This window comes from Sneathiella sedimenti, from assembly GCF_017313765.1.
Classification (GTDB): domain Bacteria; phylum Pseudomonadota; class Alphaproteobacteria; order Sneathiellales; family Sneathiellaceae; genus Sneathiella; species Sneathiella sedimenti.
Genome location: NZ_JAFLNC010000006.1, coordinates 57,080 through 77,643 on the forward strand (window position 1 = coordinate 57,080; position 20,564 = coordinate 77,643).

Genomic DNA, 20,564 nt, shown 5'->3' on the forward strand with positions numbered 1-20,564 from the left:
AGGGTTATGAGTTGTCAGCTGGGAAAACACTATTTGCGGTTCCAAAAGCTCCGGGCAAAGGGGGCCGCAAAGCCCGCTATCAAAGGAAAGGGCGACAGGTCGATCCTTCTGCCGCCCGTGAGATTAACGCCCTCCTCGGTGATCGCTCTCGTCAGTCCGATCTGCTTCTCGAGCATCTGCACCTGATTCAGGATACATATGGTTACCTATCCGCAGACCACCTTGCCGCATTGGCAGAGGAAATGCGTCTGGCATTGGCCGAAGTCTATGAGGTCGCAACTTTCTATCACAATTTTACGGTAGTTAAGGAGGGCGAAGCAAAACCCGCAGCGCTTACTATCAAGGTCTGTGACAGCCTCACTTGCGAGATGGCCGGCGCAATGACGTTGAAAAGGAAACTCGCTGAAAAATACGGCGGCAATATTCACATCACTCATGGCGCCTGCATGGGACGTTGTGAGGTTGCGCCTGTTGTTCGCATCAAGGACCGCTATGTCGGAAATGCTACAACTGATAAAGTCGACAAACTCATAGATGCGGAAAAGAGGAATGATCCACTTGTGGTTCCGTCCATTATCTCGTTCACTGATTATGAAAAATCTGGCGGATTCACAACACTTTCCAAATTGCGGGAAGGACGCCTCAAGACCGCAGATGTTATCGAAATTTTGGGTGACAGCGGACATCGCGGCCTTGGCGGCGCGGGCTTTCCCCATGCGTTGAAGCTTAACTCTGTATTATCCGTTCCAGGACCGCGCTATATGGCCGTCAATGCCGACGAAAGCGAACCAGGCACCTTCAAGGATCGATATTTCCTGAATATGAATCCTTATCAATTTCTGGAGGGAATGCTCATTGGAGCAGAAATTGTTGACGCGAGGAGTATCTATATCTTCCTTCGGGATGAGTATCCGGAATCGGCTCAAATTCTCTCTGAATGTATCGACAGACTTCACAATGAAAAACTAACCGGTGAGCGGGAAATCATACTTCGTCGGGGTGCCGGCGCCTATATATGCGGGGAGGAGAGCGCGATGCTGGAAAGTATCGAGGGTAAGCGCGCCCTGCCCCGCCATAAGCCCCCCTTCCCCGCTCATGTCGGACTGTTCGGACGCCCTACATTAATTAATAATGTTGAGACACTTTACTGGCTCCCTGACATTATCAGAAAGGGACCGGACTGGTTTAAGGAAGGCGGCCGTCACGGCAGCAAGGGTTTTCGCAGTTTTTCCCTGTCCGGCCATGTAAACAAACCCGGCGTGTATATCACTCCTGCCGGGATTACGGCCAAAGAACTGATTGATGAATTTGGCGGTGGGATGCAAGACGGACATGTATTCCGGGCCTACCTTCCCGGTGGGGCATCAGGCGGTCTCCTCCCCGCATCCATGGCAGATATCCCGCTCGATTTCGGCACGCTTGAAAAACACGGCTGCTTTATCGGCTCGGCCGCGGTCATTGTTATTTCGGACAAGGATGATCTCAAAATGGTCGCGCGTAACCTGATGCGGTTCTTCGAGGATGAAAGCTGCGGTCAATGCACTCCCTGTCGTGCCGGCACGGAGAAGGCACTCAAGCTGATGGAGGCAGAGCAGTGGGACGGTGATCTCCTGACCGAACTGAGCGCGGTTATGCGGGATGCCTCGATTTGTGGCCTTGGCCAGGCAGCACCCAATGGCCTGATGTCGATCCTCAAGCATTTCCCGGAGGCGGTGAAATGAGCAAGACAATTACATTTGAATTGGATGGAGTAGAAGTAACCGCGGAGGCCGGGCAATCCATTTGGGACGTCGCAAAGCGCGAAGGCACTCTGATCCCGCATCTTTGCCACGCAGATCGCATCGGATTCGAGGCAAACGGCAACTGTCGGGCATGCATGGTGGAGGTCGAAGGCGAACGGGTCCTCGCCGCGAGTTGCATTCGCAAACCGACTGACGGGATGAAAGTCCGCACCGCCACGGTGCGCGCAGAAAAATCCCGCAAAATGGTCATGGAATTGCTGATTGCCGATCAGCCGGATCGCGAGACGGCCTATGACGCAAACAGCCATTTCTGGCAAATGGCGGACCGGCAACTTATTGCGACCAGCCGATTTGCGCCGCGGGAGATGCCATCGGAGGATATGTCCCACCCGGCAATGGCCGTCAACCTGGATGCCTGCATAAACTGCAACCTCTGCGTTCGAGCCTGCCGTGACGTCCAGGTAAATGATGTTATCGGCATGGCAGGGCGCGGGGTACATTCCAAAATTGTCTTTGATTTTGACGACCCCATGGGAGACAGCACCTGCGTCGGCTGCGGCGAATGCGTCCAGGCATGCCCGACTGGGGCTCTTTTGGAGAAATCCGTTCTTCATGATGATCATATCGATCGCGAAGTGAACAGCGTTTGTCCCTTCTGCGGTGTTGGCTGTCAGCTTACGTTCAAGGTGCGGGATGACAAGATCCTCTATGCCGACGGTCGTAACGGCCCTGCCAATGAGGAACGCTTATGTATCAAGGGACGATTTGGTTTCGACTATATTCATAACCCAGAACGGCTCACCGTCCCGTTAATCCGGAAAGAAGGTGTCGAAAAAGGGGACGTCGCGACACTGGATCCCGCAAATCCCTATACTCACTTCCGCGAGGCAAGCTGGGAAGAGGCGCTGGAGTTTGCCGCGAATGGCCTTCGCAAGGTCCGCGACGAGAAAGGCGGAGGGGCGCTGGCCGGTTTCGGTTCGGCGAAAGGCTCCAACGAGGAGGCCTATCTTTTTCAGAAACTTGTCCGCATCGGTTTTGGCACCAACAATGTTGATCATTGTACGCGCCTTTGTCATGCATCGTCCGTCGCGGCACTTTTGGAAACCGTAGGATCAGGCGCGGTGTCGGCCCCGTTTAACGAGGCGGAGAATGCGGACGTTATCATGGTTATCGGCTCCAACCCGACAATCAATCATCCCGTTGCTGCCACTTTCTTCAAGAATGCCGTGAAAAAAGGCGCCAAGTTGATCGTCATCGACCCGCGAGGCCAGTCCCTTTCCCGCCACGCCAGCTACATGTTGCAGGAAAAGCCGGGTACTGATGTAGCTCTCCTGAACTCGATGATGCATGTCATCGTGAAGGAAGGGCTGACGGACACGGATTATATCCGGAACCACACGGAAAATTACGAGGAATTGAAAGCCCATCTGGACGACTTCAGTCCCGAAGCCATGGAAAAAGTGACCGGCATTTCACCAGACCTGATCCGGGAGGTCGCGCGGGAGTTCGCGACAGCTAAAGCTGCAATTATATTCTGGGGAATGGGCATTAGTCAGCATGTCCATGGCACAGACAATTCCCGCTGCCTGATCAGCCTTGCACTGATGACAGGCCAAGTCGGTCGACCGGGAACAGGACTACATCCTTTGCGTGGGCAGAACAATGTGCAAGGCGCCTCTGATGTAGCGCTCATTCCGATGTTCCTGCCCGATTATCAATCCGTCGAAGACCCCGTCATTCGTGAAAAATTCGAAAATTTCTGGGGCGCAAAGCTTGATCCCAAAAAAGGGCTTACCGTCGTTGAAATAACGGAGGCCATTCATCGCGGCGAAATTAACGCGATGTATATAATGGGGGAAAATCCGGCAATGTCTGACCCGAATGTCAGCCACGCACGCCAGGCCCTTACCATGCTGGATCATCTGGTCGTACAGGACCTGTTCGTGACGGAGACGGCGGCCTATGCTGACGTGATCCTCCCCGCCTCGGCTTGGCCGGAAAAGGATGGCACCGTCACCAATACGAACCGTCAGGTTCAGATGGGCCGGGCGGCGGTTCCCCTTCCCGGTGATGCTCGTCAGGATCTGTGGATCATTCAGGAAATCGCAAAACGGCTGGGGTTGGACTGGAACTATAGCCATCCGAAGGAAGTGTTCGCGGAGATGACACAGGCGATGGATAGTATCAAGGGTATGAGTTGGGAGCGGCTGGAGAAGGAGGATTCTGTCATCTATCCATGCGAAAGCCCGGCAGACCCGGGCCAACCCCTCATATTCACGGAGAATTTTCCAACGGCCAATGGGCTTGGCAAGTTCGTACCGGCAAGTCTTATCTCCCCGGATGAAATTCCTGATAGTGACTATCCTGTTGTCCTGACAACCGGGCGATTGCTGGAACATTGGCATACCGGCTCCATGACCAGACGCGCAAGCGTGCTTGATGAGATCGAGCCTGAACCCATTGTCCATATGCCGCCTGCAATGATGGAGCAACTGAAGGCGCGGGCCGGGGACCTCGTCACGGTCCGGTCCCGCCGCGGGGAGATTGATATTCGGGTTCGCGCGGATGGCGCCGTTCAGAATGGCATGATCTTTATCCCTTTCTGTTATGCGGAAGCAGCAGTCAATTTACTCACAAATGATGCGCTTGACCCCTTTGGCAAAATCGCGGAAGTTAAATTCTGCGCCGTTAATGTCGAAAGGAAATCCGCCTGAATGTCCACCGATCTGGAGAGAAAAACAACTGTTGGAATTATCCAGACAGGCCGTCTGGGCGGCTCTCTCGGGGTCAAATATGGTGAGTATCCAGACATGTTTAAGGCATTGTTCGCGGATGAGCCATTCGACTATGTAACCTATGCCGCCGTCGATATGCAGCTTCCCAAACACCCGCTGGAATGCGATGCCTGGATTATCACCGGATCGAAACACGGCGTTTATGAAGATTTCGACTGGATCAAGCCATTGGAGGTTTTTGTGCGCAAGCTGGTCGCCAGCGGTCAGCCAACCATCGGCATCTGTTTTGGGCACCAGCTTATGGCTCAGGCCATGGGGGGAATAGTGGAAAAATTCTCGGGTGGATGGAGTATTGGCCGCACGGTCTATACTGATCTTCTCAATAACAGAAAAGCGCGCCTCCTATCCTTTCATCAGGACCAAGTCACGCGCCAACCCGAAAGTGCAGAGGTTATTATGACTTCTGATTTTTGCCCTTATGCTGGCCTCAAATATTCTTCCAATTGCTTGTCCTTACAGCCACATCCGGAGCATACACTGCCCTTCGTCGTCGATTTGATCAATCAACGGCGCGGTATCCAGCTGGATGCTGAACTGGCGGATGACGGCCTCGCCTCTTTGGCCGAGTCAAATGATCAGCAACAATATGGTCAATGGATGGCGGAAATCCTGAAAGGGGAACGACGGATTTAAAAGCGCCGCCCGGCCCTTTAATCCTTCTTAAAACCGGACAGCCGTTCCTCTTTCCCGGCAGCCCTGCCCGGGCTGTTTTCCCGTTCGAACATGAGGCCATCTTTCAGGCCATAATCCTGCCCCTTGTTTACCAGCATTTTATCAGCACGGAGCGTGTGCCAGGAGTTCTCGACTATGGCGCGCGCCATCGTTAGTGTTGCCTCCGAGAGATCGGAATCGGGTACACATTTATTGACCAACCCGATTTCAAAGGCTTCTGCGCCACTCACGACCCGCCCGGTAAACATCATTTCTTTTGCGTTCATCGCGCCGATGCGTCGCGGCAGGCGTTGGCTCATCCCCCAAAGCGGCGTAAGGGCCCATTTGCCATGGGTATCCGCAAATTTGGCATTTTCACTACAGACCATCAGGTCACAGGCGAGCGCGAGTTCCAGTGCCCCCGTATAGCAATGCCCCTGAACTTCAGCGATGACCGGCTGTGGCAGCCCTTCGATCATCTCTACCGTCTCTGCCTGGAAGAAAGGGTGCGGGGCTTTTTCTCCTGCCTGCATTGCTTTCAGGTCATTCCCCGCCGAAAACGATCGCCCTTCGCCGCGCAGGATAACGCAACCGACTTTCTCCGTTTCCCCATAGATCTCCGTTACATGATCATGTAGCTCCACAAACAAGGAGGGACTAAGAGCGTTCAAAGCCTCTGGCCGGTTGAGGCTGAGGATGGCAATGCCATCGATGTCTTTTCGTATAACCAGTTCCGGCATTTATGCAGTCCTTTTCGAAGAATCGTTGTGGTCATCCCTGTGACCTTTTCCATACACATACCGTTCCCGGTAAAAGGTATATACGCCACTTCCTACGATAATCAGACTGCCCATAATTGTCCAACTATCCGGAATGTCGCCAAAGACGACATATCCAAGAATGATCGCCCAGATCAGGATCGTATAGCGGAATGGCGATGAAAAACTGATATCACCAACGCGCATTGCCATGACGCTGAAAAGATAGCCGAAGATGATGAAGGAGGCCGCGACGGCAAGCATCACGACTTCGCTGAAAGCAACCGGTCGCCATTCCTCCGTAAGGGACATACCTGCTCCAACGGTCATAACGGAAACAGATGTCAGGAGAGACACGAACAAGGACGGAAACCCCACAGACAACCGCCGTGTAGAAATATCTCGCAAAACTATAAACAACACAGCGATGACCGCGAACATTGAGTATTCGTTAAACCCGTCAGACCCGGGCCTGACTATCATCAGAACACCAAAAAACCCTGCAAAAATGGCGAGATACCGGCGCCAGCCTACCGTTTCGGATAAGAAAATGGCTCCGGCAAGCGTCACTGCGAGCGGGAGCGCCTGCAAAATTGCTGACGCATTTGCAATTGGCATATGAAATAGTGCCGTCAGATAAAAGACCGTGCCGCCGACTTCCCCCACAAGGCGAAGCGTAATAGTTAGCCGGTCTCCTTTTGGGATTCTGTAAATCAAGACCCCTTTAAAAAGGCAAAGCCCGCCGATTAGCAGGGTGGTGAAGATGCCACGTAAAAACATCGCCTGATAGAGATTTAGCTGATCAGACAACAGCTTCATTACCGTGTCGTTGGCAACATAGGCAGCCATCGTTATGGACATGAAAGCCGCGCCGCGCATATTGTCAGAGAGAAGAATTGTCATCAATAATTACTCAACTAAATGGTTACAAACCGCAAGCAGTAATTACGAACCAGGGCAAAATTTAAGGCGTCTCCATGGGCATCGATTTAGAGAAAAATGCCACAGAATGTGAAAGCACTTGCGCCGACTGCTCTTGCCAGGGGCTATGCCCACATTCGTCCAAAATCAATTTATCAAACGGGCCGGACACCGCGGCTTCGATGACATCAATCTGGGCGAGCGTGCCGTAAGCATCTTGATGCCCCTGAATGGCTAAAAGGGGGCATTCGATACTGGGAAGGAATTTTTCGATATTCCAGCTTTTGAATGCCGGATCGAGCCAGGCATCATTCCACCCTCGAAAGGCGCACTCTGTATTTATTCCATGGAATTTTTCTAGTTTTTCAAACAATCCCTGCTCCTCATAAGCCCGTTTGGCGGCCTCTGCCCCCTCAATGGAAACTTGTTCGCAAAAGACATGAGGAGCCATTACGATGACGGCGACGGGTTTCGTGACAACGGGCAGTCCCGCATATATTAACGAAATCGACGCACCATCTGAATGGCCAATCAGGATAAATTTTCTGATACCGAAATGCGAGAGAAGCTGCGGAAGATATTCCCGTGCTTCTCTCTCCATATAGTCAAGAGGCCTCGGCAGATCGCAAGGATCCGATCCACCATACCCCACCCGACTAAAAATCAATCCGGCACAGTTAGTATGGTAGCAAAGGCGATCCGGAAAATCACGCCAACGCGCTGCGCAACCAAGGCCTTCATGAAGAAAGACGAGAACCGGTTGTTGCGCCTCTAATTTACCAATCACTCGATACTCGATGCGCTTGTCCGCGATGATCGCGAAATTTAACCCTGTCGCACCCGTCACGACTTCCGGATCATATTGACAATGCCAGAGAAATCTGCCGCCTTTCCCTCGCCCGAGACATAACTCTCATAAAGATCCATCGCGGCCTTGCCGAGCGCGGTAGACGCGCCGAAGCCTTCCGCGGCCTCCTGGCTGAGATGTAGATCTTTCAGCATGTTCTCTGCCGAGAATCCTGGCTTGTATCCATTGTTTGCAGGGCTTGCAGGGACCGGGCCTGGAACAGGACAATAGCTGGTAAGTGACCAGCACTGCCCCGATGCAGTCGATACAATATCAAACATAGTCTGGTGCTCCAGACCAAGTTTTTCCGCAAGGACAAACGCCTCACAAACACCGATCATGGATATCCCAAGGATCATGTTGTTACAGATTTTAGCGGCCTGCCCGTTTCCTGCTCCGCCAGTATGAACAATATTCTTACCCATGGATTCAAGGATTGGCTTTGCCGCTTCAAAGGCACTTTTTCCGCCCCCGACCATAAAGGTCAAGGTGCCCGCGGCTGCCCCGCCGACACCGCCACTGACCGGCGCGTCAACCATCATCATGCCTGCGGCCGCCGCTTCCTTTTCAACATCCCGGGCTGTTGCAACATCAATGGTGGAACAATCGATAAATAATGTTCCCTGATCCGCCGCTGCAAGAAGCCCTTCTGGCCCGAGATAGACCGCTCGCACATGATCACCTTTCGGCAACATGCTGACCACAATACCAACGCCGCTGGCAGCAGCGGATGCACTTTCGGCTGCCTCCGCCCCCGCTTTAACACATGTAGCAACGGCGTCTGCGGACAGATCAAAAACCTTTACCGAGTGACCGGCTTTCAGGAGGTTAAGGGCCATCGGCCCACCCATGTTACCAACACCCACAAAACCTATTCTGGCCATGTTACTTCCCCGTTTCATTAGCGCGAGGCCCGAAGGCCCCGCGTCTTGTTTCATTTTTATTTATGAGTAGGCATGATGAATTCGGCACCGGCCTTGATGCTGTCCGGCCAGCGCGATGTTACGGTCTTTACCTTCGTATAGAACCGGACGCCTTCCGGTCCATGCTGGTTATGGTCACCAAAGGCAGAATTTTTCCAGCCACCAAAGCTATGGAAGGCCAGCGGAACCGGGATCGGCACATTCACGCCAACCATGCCGATTTCGACATTGTTGGAAAAGGCGCGGGCGACATCGCCGTTCCGGGTAAAGATCGATGTGCCATTTCCGAACTCATGCTTATCGACCATATCAATGGCCTCATTGAAGGTCGGCGCGCGCACCACGGACAAAACCGGCCCGAAGATTTCTTCCTTGTAGATGCGCATATCCGTCTGGACGTTGTCAAAAAGACAGCCACCCATATAGAATCCGTTTTCATATCCCTGAAGTGAAAGATCACGACCGTCGACGACAAGGTCGGCGCCCTCCTGAATACCAAGGTCAACATACCCTTTGACCTTTTCGAGATGCTCTTTCGTCACCAGTGGGCCCATATCACCATCGGCTGCACTCGGTCCGACTTTCAGCCCTCGCACCTTTGGCGCCAGCTTCTCGATCAGTTCATCGCCTGCATCGCCAACGGCAACAGCAACGGAAATTGCCATGCAGCGCTCCCCGGCGGAACCGTAGCCCGCACCGATCAGGGCATCAACCGCCTTGTCCATATCGGCATCCGGCATCACCAGCATGTGGTTCTTTGCGCCGCCCATGGCCTGGACTCGCTTTCCGGCCGCCGCTGCGCGTGAATAGACATATTTCGCGATTGGCGTGGAACCTACAAAACTTATCGCCTTAACCCGCGGATCATCGAGAAGGGTGTCCACCGCGAGCTTGTCACCGTTGACAACATTCAGAACCCCTTTAGGGGCGCCAGCCTGCAACATCAACTCCCCAAGTCGCATCGGCAGGGAAGGATCTTTTTCAGACGGCTTCAGAACAAAGGTGTTGCCGCAAGCAATCGCGACGGCAAACATCCACATCGGCACCATGGCCGGAAAATTGAAGGGCGTAATACCTGCAACAACACCCAGCGGCTTGCGCATGGAATACATATCAATGCCGGAAGAGACATTGTCAGAAAACTCGCCTTTGAGAAGATGGGGAATACCACAGGCAAATTCGACAACCTCGAGACCGCGAATGATCGAGCCCTTGGCGTCGGAATGCACCTTGCCATGCTCACTCGCGAGCAGCGCTGCGAGTTCCTCGATATTTTCTTCGACCAGTTGCTTGAACTTGAACATGACCCGTGCGCGGGTAATCGGGGACGTATCCGCCCATCCGGGAAATGCTGCAAGGCTGTCGGCGATGGCTTCACCTACCTCGGCTTCCGTCGCGAGCGGCACATCCGCCTTATGCTCGCCGGTGCTCGGATTGTAAACCGGGCTAAACCGTCCGGACTTCCCGGCCACATACTGACCGCCGATATAATGCTTCAACTGTTCTGTCATCTGATCTTCTCCCAATGAGCTCTTATTTCATGCCACTTTACATAGGTAAAATTGCAAAGTAATTAGATAAGAACGCACATTCCCTGTGTATATTTGCACATGAGGTATTTATAATTTTCGACTGGAACGACATTCGTTTCTTCCTTGAGCTTAGCCGTAAAGGCCGCCTTACGGAAGTGGCTAAAGCGCTTAAAGTGGATCATACCACAGTCGGGCGCCGTGTCCTCGCGCTGGAGGAGAAACTCGACGCCAAATTATTTGAGGCGACGTCGCGCGGTTTTGTCCTGACAGTAGCAGGTGAACGGTTGCTCCCCCTTGCGGAACAGATGGAAAGCGCCTCTGCGACCATACAGGATATTGTGGGCGGCGAAAATCAGACTCTCACGGGTACGGTGCGCCTCGGTGTTCCGGAAGGGTTTGGCAGCCAGTTTCTCTCACAGGAGCTGCCGGCATTTCAAAAGCTTCATCCAAAGATAGAACTCGAGTTTGTCGCCAACGACCGATTTGTCAGTCTTTCAAAGAGGGAGGCAGACTTATCCATTACGCTCGGCCGCCCGAAGTCTGGACGTTTGATTTCCAGAAAGCTGACGGATTATCGACTACGCCTTTACGCAACGCGAGACTATCTTAAACACCACAGACCGATCCATACACTGGATGATTTGCGTCACCATAATTTTATATCCTATATCGAGGAACTGGTGCCGGACCCGCAACTCCTCTACCTGACAGATGTTATCGGAAGCCCAAATGTAAGCCTGAAGAGTTCCAGCATAGTTTTCCAGTTTCAGGCGACCCTCGCCGGTGCTGGGATCAGTATTCTGCATTGTTTCGCCGCCGAAGAGTATCCTGAACTCATCCCCCTCCTTCCCGACGAGATCAGCATTGAGCGAAGCTACTGGCTAAATACGCCCGAAGATATTCACGACCTTGCGCGCATTAAGGCCGTCAGTGATTTCCTGAGTAATGTCGTGGAGAAACGACGGAAAAAGCTGATGGGCGAAACCTGAACACATTTTTGTCTTTCCAACGACGCCGCTCTGCATCATGCTGGGATAGTTCGATCCGGAACGAAGCAATATTAAGAAAAAAGAACCTATCTTTCTGATCGTACCCAACTAAAAACAATAAAGGTCACGCTCATTTCCGCGCCCCGCATAAATCGAACGAAAGAGTATTTACTGCTTGTCCTGCTGGCGAGCCTTTGGGGATCCTCCTACTTGTTTATCCGCATTGGCGTCGAGACTATCCCGCCAACCTCTCTTGTGGCGCTAAGGGTATCCGTTGCCGCCCTGGTCCTTATGCTCGTGATCTGGCAACAAGGATATCGGCTGCCGACAGACATTCCGACCTGGCGAAACTTCATGATTCAGTCCTTCTTCAACAGCTTCGGCGCCTGGGTGCTCCTTGCCTGGGGCCAGCAATATGTCGAGAGCGGCCTTGCCACGGTTCTAAATTCAACTTCACCGATTTTCGTCTTTCTTCTTACCTGGCTGATCACCAGGCATGAGACGGTAACTTTTCGAAAAATAGCCGGGGCTTTAATCGGGCTAGCAGGAATAATCCTGATTATCGGTGTGGACGCGCTGCAAAGTCTTGGGCAGCAGGTCGTCGCCCAACTCGCCATTCTTGCAAGTGCGATGCTTTACGGCTATGCCGCCATTAATGGGCGAAAGTTCGCCGCCCTGCCGTCTACTGTCACCGCGGCAGGGGTTATGATTTCCGCAACGCTTGTCCTAATTCCCGCCAGCCTGATCATTGACCGGCCCTGGACGCTTTCCCCATCCCTTGCTTCGCTTGCGGCGGTTGTAACCCTCGGGACGTTTGGAACCGCCCTCGCCCTCCTGCTTTATTTTCGCCTGATCAATACGTTGGGGTCCCTTGGAACCGCAAGCCAGAGCTATTTGCGGATGGGCATTGGCGTAATGCTCGGTATCGTTTTACTGGGAGAACAGTTTTCCCTAATTGTTGGCCTGGGTGTCATAACCGCCATACTGGGTGTAGCGCTGATAAATATCCCCTCCAAGTCGCGCTAGGCAGATGATTGCAGCAGACGTCTTTCCGCCTCTTCAAGGTCTTCCGGACGGTTGATGTTAAAGAACGGATCTCCTGCCACCTCATCCCATATTACTTCGCTCCGCGGATAACGATTTGCAAAAATAAGGATTTTGCGAAGATCCTCTTCGACAAGTGCAGCCCTTAAATATGCACCAAGCGATAGCGGCCAGAGTGCGACAACAGGATGCACGCGACCCCCAGAGTGTGCCATAACAATCTTCTCGGTATTCCCCTGAATTTCGATCGCCAATCGTTCGACGAGATCACCTGGAATGAAAGGCGAATCCGTTGGAACGCTCAGCATATGGGTAGCCTTGCTTCCTTTCCGTTGAAAGTACTCCATGCCCGTCAATATACCTGCAAGCGGGCCTGCAAACCCGGTGACGCTGTCCTGAATGATTGGGATTTCTGGTGACGCAACATCCGCTATTTTTACATTCATGTTCAGGACAAACTCGCTCACTTGCGGGCGCAGGGTATCAATTATATGCGTCAGCAAACTCTTACCGCCCAGCTTCTGCAGGAATTTGGTGCCGCCGCCCATTCGCCGCGATTGTCCGCCAGCCAGAAGAACGCATGGAAATAGTTGTGCATCGTTGGTCATTGCGCCGCCTTTCGGTGATGCTTGCCGGATTCCTCTGGAACTGTTGCTGGATCCGCATCGAACACAAGCCGCTCAGCGCCTGAAAGGCAGACAAATCGCTTCCCCTTGGCCCGGCCGATCAACGTAAGGTTGGCCTGACGAGCAAGGTCAACACCCCAGGCTGTAAAGCCGGAACGCGAGATGACAATTGGGATTTGCATTTGAACCGTCTTGATTACCATTTCGGAAGTCAGTCGCCCGGTTGTGTAGAAAATTTTGGACCGTGGCGATATGCTATGCAGCCACATATATCCGGCAATTTTGTCGATGGCGTTATGCCGGCCCACATCTTCCATATATACAAGTGGACGGTCCTCCTCGCACAAGACACAGCCGTGAATGGCACCTGCCTCCAGATAGAGGGAGGGTTGCTGATTGATCTTACGGGACAGGCCGTATATCCAGGACGTCTTAAGTACGGCTTCCGTATCGAGAACAATATCCTCAAATTTTTCCATAACATCGCCGAAAGCGGTGCCCTGCGCACAGCCGGATGTCTGGGTTTTCTTTTTCAGTTTTTCCTCGAAGTCGGTTTTCCTGGTCGTGCGGACCACGACAACCCCAAGGTCCTCATCATAGTCGATGCCCGTTACCTCGTCATCTGCCCGCAGCATATTCTGGTTCAGCAAATATCCAAGCGCGAGGTAGTCGGGATAATCGCCAATGGTCATCATTGTTACAATTTCCTGACTATTGAGGAACAAAGTAAGCGGCTTCTCCGCCACGACAGGCAGACTGATCGTCGCCCCATTCTGGTCAATGCCATTTAAACTCTCGCTCAGACCCGGCGCTTTAGGATCTGGAGTGACCGTGAATTCCTTCATATGATGCCGTCACAACCTTACATTTCATTGTAAATAAATTCGTGATAAATTAGCAGTTTAGCAGGCAGTGATCGACCTGTCATATTTCGTTAGTCGCAGTTTTTTCCATTACAGGTCAGGGAAGCACTTCATGAAACCCGTATATTTGTCCGACGTTGATAAAGGGCGCGACAATAATCTGAACCTGCTCAGAGTGTTAGCGGCCGCGGGGGTATTGGTTTCTCACGCCTGGCCCATATCAACAGGAAACATCACGCAACAACCCCTTGCCGATATCCTGCACGGAATTGACCTTGGAATAATCTGTGTTTCAATATTTTTCGCGATTTCGGGGTATCTCATTACGCAGAGCTATGACCGAGACCCGAACCTAAAGCGGTTCTGGCTTTCGCGTATTATGCGGATTTTTCCGGGGCTGCTTGTCGTTCTGCTGATCACCGCCCTGGTCCTGGGACCCATAATTACTGGCGCCGACGTCACAGCGGTATTGCTGGCGGCGCCGGAATATATCTTGCGAAATTTTACCCTGTTCTCACTCGAACAAAATTTACCCGGCGTATTCAAGGGAAACCCTGTCGGCGGATCGATCAACATCCCCCTCTGGACGTTAAGCCATGAATTACTTTGCTATTTTTTTGTAACGCTATTGGGGGTAGCGGGACTATTAAAGACGCCTCGATTGATGTTCTTCGCGTGGCTTGCTTTCGTCGTCGCTTACGCACTCACCCTTTACTATGAACCAATCCCCCGGCTTGTGGCACTCGCCAAGCTTGCCTTTCCATTCATGGTCGGCGTCTTGTTCTTTGTATGGCGCGAAAGAGTCCGATTAAGCTGGGTCATAGGTGCCTCACTTATTGTCCTGACAGGCCTTCTTTATGACAGCATAATCTTTCGGGAGGTATTTATGCTGTCCCTCACCTATATTGTTTTTCTGCTCGCCTTTTTACCCAAAGGAAGAATAAGGCAGTACAACCGGCTTGGGGATTATTCTTACGGCATCTATATATATGCGTTTCCCACCCAGCAGCTTGTCGCCTACTCCGGCGTTACCAACCCGTTTCTCAATATCATCTGCGCATTTCCGCTCGCGCTCTTTTGCGCTGTCTTGTCCTGGACAGCCATCGAAAAGCCGTCGCTCGGTATTGCCCGAAAATATAAGCAACGCTCGCGTAGCGTCATCGCTACAAAATAGAACTGCCTACCCGTTTCAGGAGTGACATATCCGTTCTAATCGATATGTTGTTGCCTGAAATCGATTTTTATCACCTCTTTAGGAAGTATTCATGAGTCTCGACCGTCCAGCCTTAACTCAGGCCATTACGAAAATCGCGCGGGAAGCAGGCGATAAAATCCTGACTATTTATCAACAGGATTTCGACGTGAAGACCAAGACCGACGCATCCCCTGTTACAGAAGCGGACGTAGAGGCAGAAAAAATCATCCTTCAAGGACTAAGAGCGCTGACGCCCAATATTCCCGTTTTGGCGGAAGAGAGCGAGGCGGCGGGTGACGTGCCGGATTTATCAGGCGGCACTTTCTGGCTCGTCGACCCCCTGGACGGGACGAAAGAGTTCATACACAAACGCGGTGAATTCACGGTCAATATCGCGCTTATTGAACAGGGTCATCCGACCATGGGCGTGATTCACATCCCCGCAAAGGACACTACCTATTTTGCAGAGGGACCCGGCAAGGTCTGGCGTCAGGATGGCGATCTTAAACCCTTCGCCATTGCGGCACGAACAGCCCCGACGGAAGGTCTTACCGTTGTTGCCAGTCGCTCTCACAGGACTCCTGAAACCGATGATTATATCGCGAAATTCAAGGTGGCCGAGCTCATTTCCGCCGGTTCTTCTTTAAAACTCTGCCTGTTAGCTGAAGGCAAGGCCGATCTATATCCTCGCTTTGGTCGCACTATGGAATGGGACATCGGTGCGGGTCAGGCTATTCTCGAAGCGGCGGGAGGGACTGTCGAAACTCTTGACGGCGTACGCCTTGCCTATGGCAAGGACGGCCATGACAATCCCTATTTCATTGCCAAAGGCCGTCCTTGATATCGCTTAGCCTCAAGCGTTGACGTCGATGACCACGCGCCCCTGAATTTGACCTTTAATGATGTCATTTGCGAGAGCGGGAAGATTACTCATCGGCTCAACACGGATCATGTCCGCAAACAGGGACTTATCGAGATCGGTTGCCAGTCGCGACCAAGCCTCAATGCGTTTGTCACGTGGTGCCATGACACTGTCAACGCCGAGCAGAGATACCCCCCGCAGAATAAATGGCAGCACGGAAGTCGGAAGGTCATTGCCCCCCGCAAGGCCACAAGCAGCAACCGCTCCGCCATAGTTGGTCTGTGCAATCACTGCCGCCAGAATCTTGCTGCCAACGCAATCGACTGCGCCCGCCCAGCGTTCCTTATCGAATGGGCGGCCCTTGCCCATCGTTTCCTCGCGACTGATAACTTCCCTGGCGCCGAGCTTCTTCAAATAGGCATGGGTTTCTTCTCGGCCGCTTGACGCCACGACCTGATAGCCAAGCTTGGCAAGCAAGGCAATCGCGACAGAACCGACGCCGCCCGCGGCACCTGTCACCAGCACTTCGCCCTTGTCCGCTGTGACGCCGGCCTTTTCCAACGCCAGCACGCAAAGCATTGATGTGTACCCTGCGGTGCCAATGGCCATGGCTTCCTGCATGGAAAATGCGTCGGGGAGTTTAATCAGCCATTCGGACTTGAGTTTCTGTTTCTGGCTATACCCACCCCAATGTAGTTCCGACAGCCCATACCCGTTGACAATTACCTTGTCGCCCGGCTTGAAGTCCGCGGATTTGCTTTCGAGCACGGTGCCCGCAAGGTCGATGCCGCCAACCATCGGCAGACGACGAGCGATTCCCTTGCCTGAAACAGCGAGACCATCCTTATAGTTCAGCGTTGAGTATGAAATTTCAACAAGAACGTCCTCATCCGGAAGATCACCAACCGTGAGATCCTTAAAAACCGCCTGCTGCTTTCCATCCTGATCTTCTATGACCAGAGCTCTAAATGTGTCGCTCATTTCAGTTTCCCTTTTATTTTATTCTACCCCTTATAGCCGCTACCCGGTCGGGAATAAAAGGCAAAATTATATAAGCAATTGATTGTTAATGTATTTCTTCTAATATTATTATTATGGGCAGAGAGGCTCCCCCTAATTCTTGAGTAAATCGGAGTTATAACATGTCAGAAATGGAGAAAATTTTACAAGGCTACGTCTTAACAACAGCAGAGATTCTGTATCATCTTCCGGACTATCCGGAATTTCTGCAAACATATATCTGGCAGGAATACGACCTGGCCCCTAAATACCCGACGTTAAAAAAATTCCTGGATTTTTGGGAGTCCGAACTCGATGGCCCCCTGCATTCCGTTCGTATTGCGTCCAAAAAGCTGATAAGCCCCAGCGAATTGCGTTATACCGGCAATGAATATCTGGTGAACTAACCTCTCTACAGGAGCGTTCAAATCTGAGTCTGCTCAGGTAGGGCAAACTTCGCGAAGTTTCCACCTCAGCTCTTCCCCCGCGTGAAAGGGAATGACAGCTCCATTTGGTGTTTCTACGCGCTCGATCGCTGTTATTGTGGTGGGTTCCAGGGTGACCTTATCTTCGTTCAACGGCAGGTCATAAAATGTCGGTCCGAATTCCGACGCAAAAGCTTCCAGCTTTTCCAACGCGCCTTCTTCTTCGAAAACAGTTGCATAACTTTCCAGCGCATAAGGCGCATTGAACAGGCCCGCGCAACCACATGCGGATTCCTTGTCTTGCATTGTATGAGGTGCGCTATCTGTTCCCAAAAAGAACTTGGGTGAGCCCGAAGTCGCCGCCTTTCGAAGTGCCAGTCGATGCTTTTCGCGCTTTGCGATGGGCAAACAATAATAGTGAGGACGTATACCTCCCTGAAATATGGCGTTCCGGTTAAAGATAAGATGATGAGGCGTGATGGTTGCGGCAACATTTGCATTGCTTCCCATCACGAAAGCGGCGGCATCGGCCGTGGTGATATGTTCGAACACCACTTTCAATTCGGGAAAGTCCCTCAGTATGCCAATCATGACCTGCTCAATAAAAACCGCTTCACGATCAAAAATATCCACCTCGCCATGGGTCACTTCTCCATGCACCAGAAGTGGCATGCTGATCTTCTGCATAACCTCCAGAACGGGATAGATTTTCCGGATATCCGTCACCCCGTGGCTGGAGTTCGTTGTCGCATTCGCGGGATAGAGTTTCGCTGCCGTAAAAACTCCTGCCTCATGCCCGCGCCTAACCTCTTCAGCGTCAATGCTATCGGTAAGATAACAGGTCATCAATGGCATAAAATCCATCCCATCCGGTATGGCGGAGAGAATTCTCGTCCGATAATTCGCCGCCGCCGCCATTGTCGTCACTGGCGGCACCAGATTAGGCATGACAATCGCCCGCGCAAACTGCCGGGCCGAATATTCCACAACCGATTTAAGCATCTCACCATCCCGCAGGTGTACATGCCAATCATCCGGCCGCCGGAGCGTAATCGAGTTTCGACCGCTCGCCTGTGAGGAAGGTGTCAGTCCGGTGTCAGCCTGGCTCATAGTCAGATCCATCAATAGTTTGAGAGTGCGGTTTCTTCATAATACGCATACCGCCACTTGCCAAGGGCGCGTTCCTATCATACCTGTTAAAGACATCCGGGAATGACCCTGATTTTGGAAAGAAACAAATGGCGAATTTGACAGTTGCAAGATTGGAAAGCCGCACAGTCCTTGCTCTCACCGGCAAAGATGTCTGGGCATTCCTGCAAAACCTCATCACCAATGACATGAACAAGGTCAGCGACACGACTGGCATCTACGCCGCGCTTCTGACGGCGCAGGGAAAATTTCTTCATGACTTTTTTATTCTGAAGTCAGAAGACGGCTACCTCCTTGATTGCGCAACCAGTCGCAAGGACGACCTTGTCCGCCGGCTGACTCTCTACAAACTCCGCGCTGATGTCGCCATCAGCGAAGCAGATCGGCACATTTTTGTATTATTTGGCGCAAATGCCTGCTCTGCTGCGGAACTGTCCGACAAGGCCGGCGCTGTAGCGAAAAACAACGGATCTATCTATATGACAGATCCGCGCAATCTCACACTCGGTGTGCGCATTTACGCTGCGGCAAGCTTTAATCCGAATACGCAACTTCCAACAGCAACACTTGCGGCGGAAGTGGTATATGAAAGCCATCGGTTAACACTTGGTGTGCCGGAAGGCCCGCAAGAAATACTGCCGGAGAAAAACTTCCTGCTCGAGGCAAACTTCGAGGAGCTGAACGGCGTCAGCTTCACCAAGGGTTGCTACGTTGGACAGGAACTGACTGCCCGCACAAAACACCGGGCGAAGATCAAGAAGCGCCTGTTTCGGATTGAGTATAATGGCGAGCTTCATGAAGGCGACAAGATCATGCACCAGGATCGAGAAATCGCTGAGGTGCGCTCCTTCTCCAAGGGTCAGGGGATGGCACTTGTCCGCCTCGAAAGCCTCTCGGCACGTCCTGAAGACCTGGCTCCACAGGGCGTCAAGATTATTCAGCCGGAGTATATAGACCTCCAAACATTGGAGAATCAATAGCCACAAACACAGCTTGCCATGAACCGAAAATTATTCTAAATTGAATTAGAACAAATCATGAACATTATTCATTTAGGGAGCGGTGAAATGTTGGATCATGTATCTATCGGGATAACCAATCGGGGAAAATCGACCGCCTTTTATGATGCGGTGCTTTCAACCATAGGCCTTAAGAAAGTTGCTGATTATGGCGAGACCATTGCCTATGGCAAATCACGGGAAGATCCATTTTTCTGGTTAGTGGAACATAAAGATATCGGCAGAGCGCAAGGGTTTCACTGCGCATTCCGGGCACCCGATAGAGCCTCCATTCATGCTTTTCATGCGGCTGCCGTCACCAATGGAGGGACTGATAATGGCGGGCCCGGAAAGCGGGATTATGAAGAGAATTATTATGCCGCATTTGTTCTTGATCCCGACGGCAATAAGATCGAAGCTGTCTGTTTAAAACCGGAATAGGACTTGAGGAAGCAGAAAAATGGCAGAAGGCTGCACCTGGTACGGGGACGACCCTTTTTACAAGGCCTATCATGATGAAGAATGGGGCGTACCGGAATATGACAGCCGTGCGCTCTATGAAAAACTCATACTCGACGGTTTCCAGGCCGGACTGTCCTGGATCACGATTTTACGAAAGCGGGAGAACTTTATAGCTGCATTCGATAATTTCGACCCGGCAATTATTGCGTATTACGACGACGCCAAAGTGGAAAGCTTGATGCAGGATAGCGGCATCATTCGCAACCGCGCTAAGATTCTAGGAACTATCAAAGGGGCCCAGCTGTATCTGGAAATAGAGGAAAAAGAGGACGGCGGATTTTCGCATTTGCTCTGGAAATATCTTGACGGAAAACCGTTGCAGAACAGTTGGCAATCAATGGCTGAGGTGCCGGCGGAAACCGACCTCAGCCGGGCGATTTCAAAAGACTTGAAAAAACGGGGTTTTAAATTCGTCGGGCCAACCATTGTATATGCCTTTATGCAGGCCGTCGGCATGATCAACGACCATGTCGTAAGCTGCCCACGCCATGAACAGGTCAAAAAATTGTCATGAGGCGCCCAATTCGGGAAATTCATGACCTGACAAGTGAGGTCGCTGGCCATTATCGGGAAAAATACGGTGATCGAGCCAGGGTGGTTCTGGAAGACGCGGCGCGCATTTGTGCAGAAAATGAGGACTGGCGTGGACGAAACCGCCTGCTGCGGCTGCGCGATGAGCTTTTATTCGATGACATGCATTATTTTACGGAATAGGAGCGAGCA

At 52.1% G+C, this 20,564-nt stretch carries 21 protein-coding genes; 12 read left to right on the forward strand and 9 right to left on the reverse strand.

All coding sequences use genetic code 11. From position 1 onward, the window contains the following. The first annotated feature begins 11 nt into the window (after window positions 1–11). Genes J0X12_RS16510 through J0X12_RS16520 form a run of 3 tightly spaced genes read left to right on the forward strand, consistent with a single transcriptional unit; the run spans window position 12 to window position 5,170 of the window. On the forward strand, window positions 12–1,721 hold the full coding sequence (locus J0X12_RS16510; RefSeq protein WP_207047545.1) for an NAD(P)H-dependent oxidoreductase subunit E: 1,710 nt from the start codon (window positions 12–14) through the stop codon (window positions 1,719–1,721). Beyond that, the gene (fdhF, locus tag J0X12_RS16515; RefSeq protein WP_207047546.1) at window positions 1,718–4,456 is read left to right on the forward strand and encodes a formate dehydrogenase subunit alpha; all 2,739 of its coding nucleotides are present in this window, start codon (window positions 1,718–1,720) and stop codon (window positions 4,454–4,456) included. The genes J0X12_RS16510 and fdhF overlap by 4 nt, the downstream gene beginning before the upstream one ends. Continuing rightward, window positions 4,457–5,170: a type 1 glutamine amidotransferase gene (locus J0X12_RS16520; RefSeq protein WP_207047547.1), complete on the forward strand. Its 714-nt coding sequence runs from the start codon at window positions 4,457–4,459 to the stop codon at window positions 5,168–5,170. 17 nt (window positions 5,171–5,187) lie between these two features. Here J0X12_RS16520 and J0X12_RS16525 read toward each other — a convergent pair whose 3' ends face one another. The 5 genes from J0X12_RS16525 to J0X12_RS16545 form a co-directional block, all read right to left on the reverse strand. Next, window positions 5,188–5,928: an enoyl-CoA hydratase/isomerase family protein gene (locus tag J0X12_RS16525; RefSeq protein WP_207047548.1), complete on the reverse strand. Its 741-nt coding sequence runs from the start codon at window positions 5,926–5,928 to the stop codon at window positions 5,188–5,190. Then, window positions 5,929–6,849, reverse strand: a complete 921-nt coding sequence (locus J0X12_RS16530) for a DMT family transporter (RefSeq protein ID WP_207047549.1) — start codon at window positions 6,847–6,849, stop codon at window positions 5,929–5,931. Between the two features lie 61 nt (window positions 6,850–6,910). Beyond that, the gene (locus J0X12_RS16535) at window positions 6,911–7,714 is read right to left on the reverse strand and encodes an alpha/beta fold hydrolase (RefSeq protein ID WP_207047550.1); all 804 of its coding nucleotides are present in this window, start codon (window positions 7,712–7,714) and stop codon (window positions 6,911–6,913) included. Next, the gene (mmsB, locus tag J0X12_RS16540) at window positions 7,711–8,598 is read right to left on the reverse strand and encodes a 3-hydroxyisobutyrate dehydrogenase (RefSeq protein WP_207047551.1); all 888 of its coding nucleotides are present in this window, start codon (window positions 8,596–8,598) and stop codon (window positions 7,711–7,713) included. Before mmsB ends, J0X12_RS16535 begins: the two co-directional genes overlap by 4 nt. 56 nt (window positions 8,599–8,654) lie before the next feature. Next, window positions 8,655–10,148 carry a CoA-acylating methylmalonate-semialdehyde dehydrogenase gene (locus tag J0X12_RS16545; RefSeq protein WP_207047552.1) on the reverse strand — a complete coding sequence of 498 codons (1,494 nt, stop codon included), beginning with the start codon at window positions 10,146–10,148 and terminating at the stop codon, window positions 8,655–8,657. A gap of 131 nt (window positions 10,149–10,279) precedes the next feature. On the opposite strand from J0X12_RS16545, the gene J0X12_RS16550 reads away from it, so the two are divergent. Both J0X12_RS16550 and J0X12_RS16555 read left to right on the forward strand, forming a co-directional pair. Further along, window positions 10,280–11,158: a LysR family transcriptional regulator gene (locus tag J0X12_RS16550; protein ID WP_337925165.1), complete on the forward strand. Its 879-nt coding sequence runs from the start codon at window positions 10,280–10,282 to the stop codon at window positions 11,156–11,158. 171 nt (window positions 11,159–11,329) lie between these two features. Next, a complete protein-coding gene (locus J0X12_RS16555; protein WP_273543446.1) occupies window positions 11,330–12,184 on the forward strand; it encodes a DMT family transporter in 855 nt (284 codons plus the stop codon). Here J0X12_RS16555 and mobA read toward each other — a convergent pair. Together mobA and J0X12_RS16565 are read right to left on the reverse strand one after the other, a co-directional pair. Continuing rightward, window positions 12,181–12,810, reverse strand: a complete 630-nt coding sequence (mobA, locus tag J0X12_RS16560) for a molybdenum cofactor guanylyltransferase MobA (protein WP_207047555.1) — start codon at window positions 12,808–12,810, stop codon at window positions 12,181–12,183. The two genes, J0X12_RS16555 and mobA, sit on opposite strands and share 4 nt — an antisense overlap. After that, complete coding sequence (locus J0X12_RS16565) at window positions 12,807–13,673, reverse strand: formate dehydrogenase accessory sulfurtransferase FdhD (protein WP_207047556.1); 867 nt, start codon at window positions 13,671–13,673, stop codon at window positions 12,807–12,809. The genes mobA and J0X12_RS16565 overlap by 4 nt, the downstream gene beginning before the upstream one ends. Before the next feature lie 130 nt (window positions 13,674–13,803). Here J0X12_RS16565 and J0X12_RS16570 point away from each other — a divergent pair, with 130 nt between their 5' ends. Continuing rightward, window positions 13,804–14,865, forward strand: a complete 1,062-nt coding sequence (locus J0X12_RS16570; protein ID WP_207047557.1) for an acyltransferase family protein — start codon at window positions 13,804–13,806, stop codon at window positions 14,863–14,865. Between the two features lie 91 nt (window positions 14,866–14,956). Beyond that, on the forward strand, window positions 14,957–15,727 hold the full coding sequence (gene cysQ, locus J0X12_RS16575; protein WP_207047558.1) for a 3'(2'),5'-bisphosphate nucleotidase CysQ: 771 nt from the start codon (window positions 14,957–14,959) through the stop codon (window positions 15,725–15,727). Between the two features lie 12 nt (window positions 15,728–15,739). On the opposite strand, the gene acuI is transcribed toward cysQ, so the two are convergent. Further along, window positions 15,740–16,729, reverse strand: a complete 990-nt coding sequence (gene acuI / locus J0X12_RS16580) for an acrylyl-CoA reductase (NADPH) (protein WP_207047559.1) — start codon at window positions 16,727–16,729, stop codon at window positions 15,740–15,742. A gap of 161 nt (window positions 16,730–16,890) precedes the next feature. Here acuI and J0X12_RS16585 point away from each other — a divergent pair, with 161 nt between their 5' ends. Further along, on the forward strand, window positions 16,891–17,154 hold the full coding sequence (locus tag J0X12_RS16585) for an usg protein (protein WP_207047560.1): 264 nt from the start codon (window positions 16,891–16,893) through the stop codon (window positions 17,152–17,154). A gap of 33 nt (window positions 17,155–17,187) precedes the next feature. Here J0X12_RS16585 and pyrC read toward each other — a convergent pair whose 3' ends face one another. Beyond that, window positions 17,188–18,282 carry a dihydroorotase gene (gene pyrC / locus J0X12_RS16590; RefSeq protein WP_207047561.1) on the reverse strand — a complete coding sequence of 365 codons (1,095 nt, stop codon included), beginning with the start codon at window positions 18,280–18,282 and terminating at the stop codon, window positions 17,188–17,190. A 128-nt stretch (window positions 18,283–18,410) separates the two neighbouring features. Between pyrC and ygfZ the strand changes: the two genes are divergently transcribed. The 4 genes from ygfZ to J0X12_RS16610 are packed head-to-tail and all read left to right on the forward strand — an operon-like array spanning window position 18,411 to window position 20,555. Then, complete coding sequence (gene ygfZ, locus J0X12_RS16595; protein WP_207047562.1) at window positions 18,411–19,301, forward strand: CAF17-like 4Fe-4S cluster assembly/insertion protein YgfZ; 891 nt, start codon at window positions 18,411–18,413, stop codon at window positions 19,299–19,301. A gap of 57 nt (window positions 19,302–19,358) precedes the next feature. After that, entirely contained in the window at window positions 19,359–19,760 is a 402-nt protein-coding gene (locus J0X12_RS16600) for a VOC family protein (RefSeq protein ID WP_207047563.1), read from the forward strand. A gap of 19 nt (window positions 19,761–19,779) precedes the next feature. Further along, entirely contained in the window at window positions 19,780–20,355 is a 576-nt protein-coding gene (locus tag J0X12_RS16605; RefSeq protein ID WP_207047564.1) for a DNA-3-methyladenine glycosylase I, read from the forward strand. Next, window positions 20,352–20,555 carry a hypothetical protein gene (locus J0X12_RS16610; RefSeq protein ID WP_207047565.1) on the forward strand — a complete coding sequence of 68 codons (204 nt, stop codon included), beginning with the start codon at window positions 20,352–20,354 and terminating at the stop codon, window positions 20,553–20,555. The genes J0X12_RS16605 and J0X12_RS16610 overlap by 4 nt, the downstream gene beginning before the upstream one ends. Window positions 20,556–20,564 lie beyond the last annotated feature (9 nt).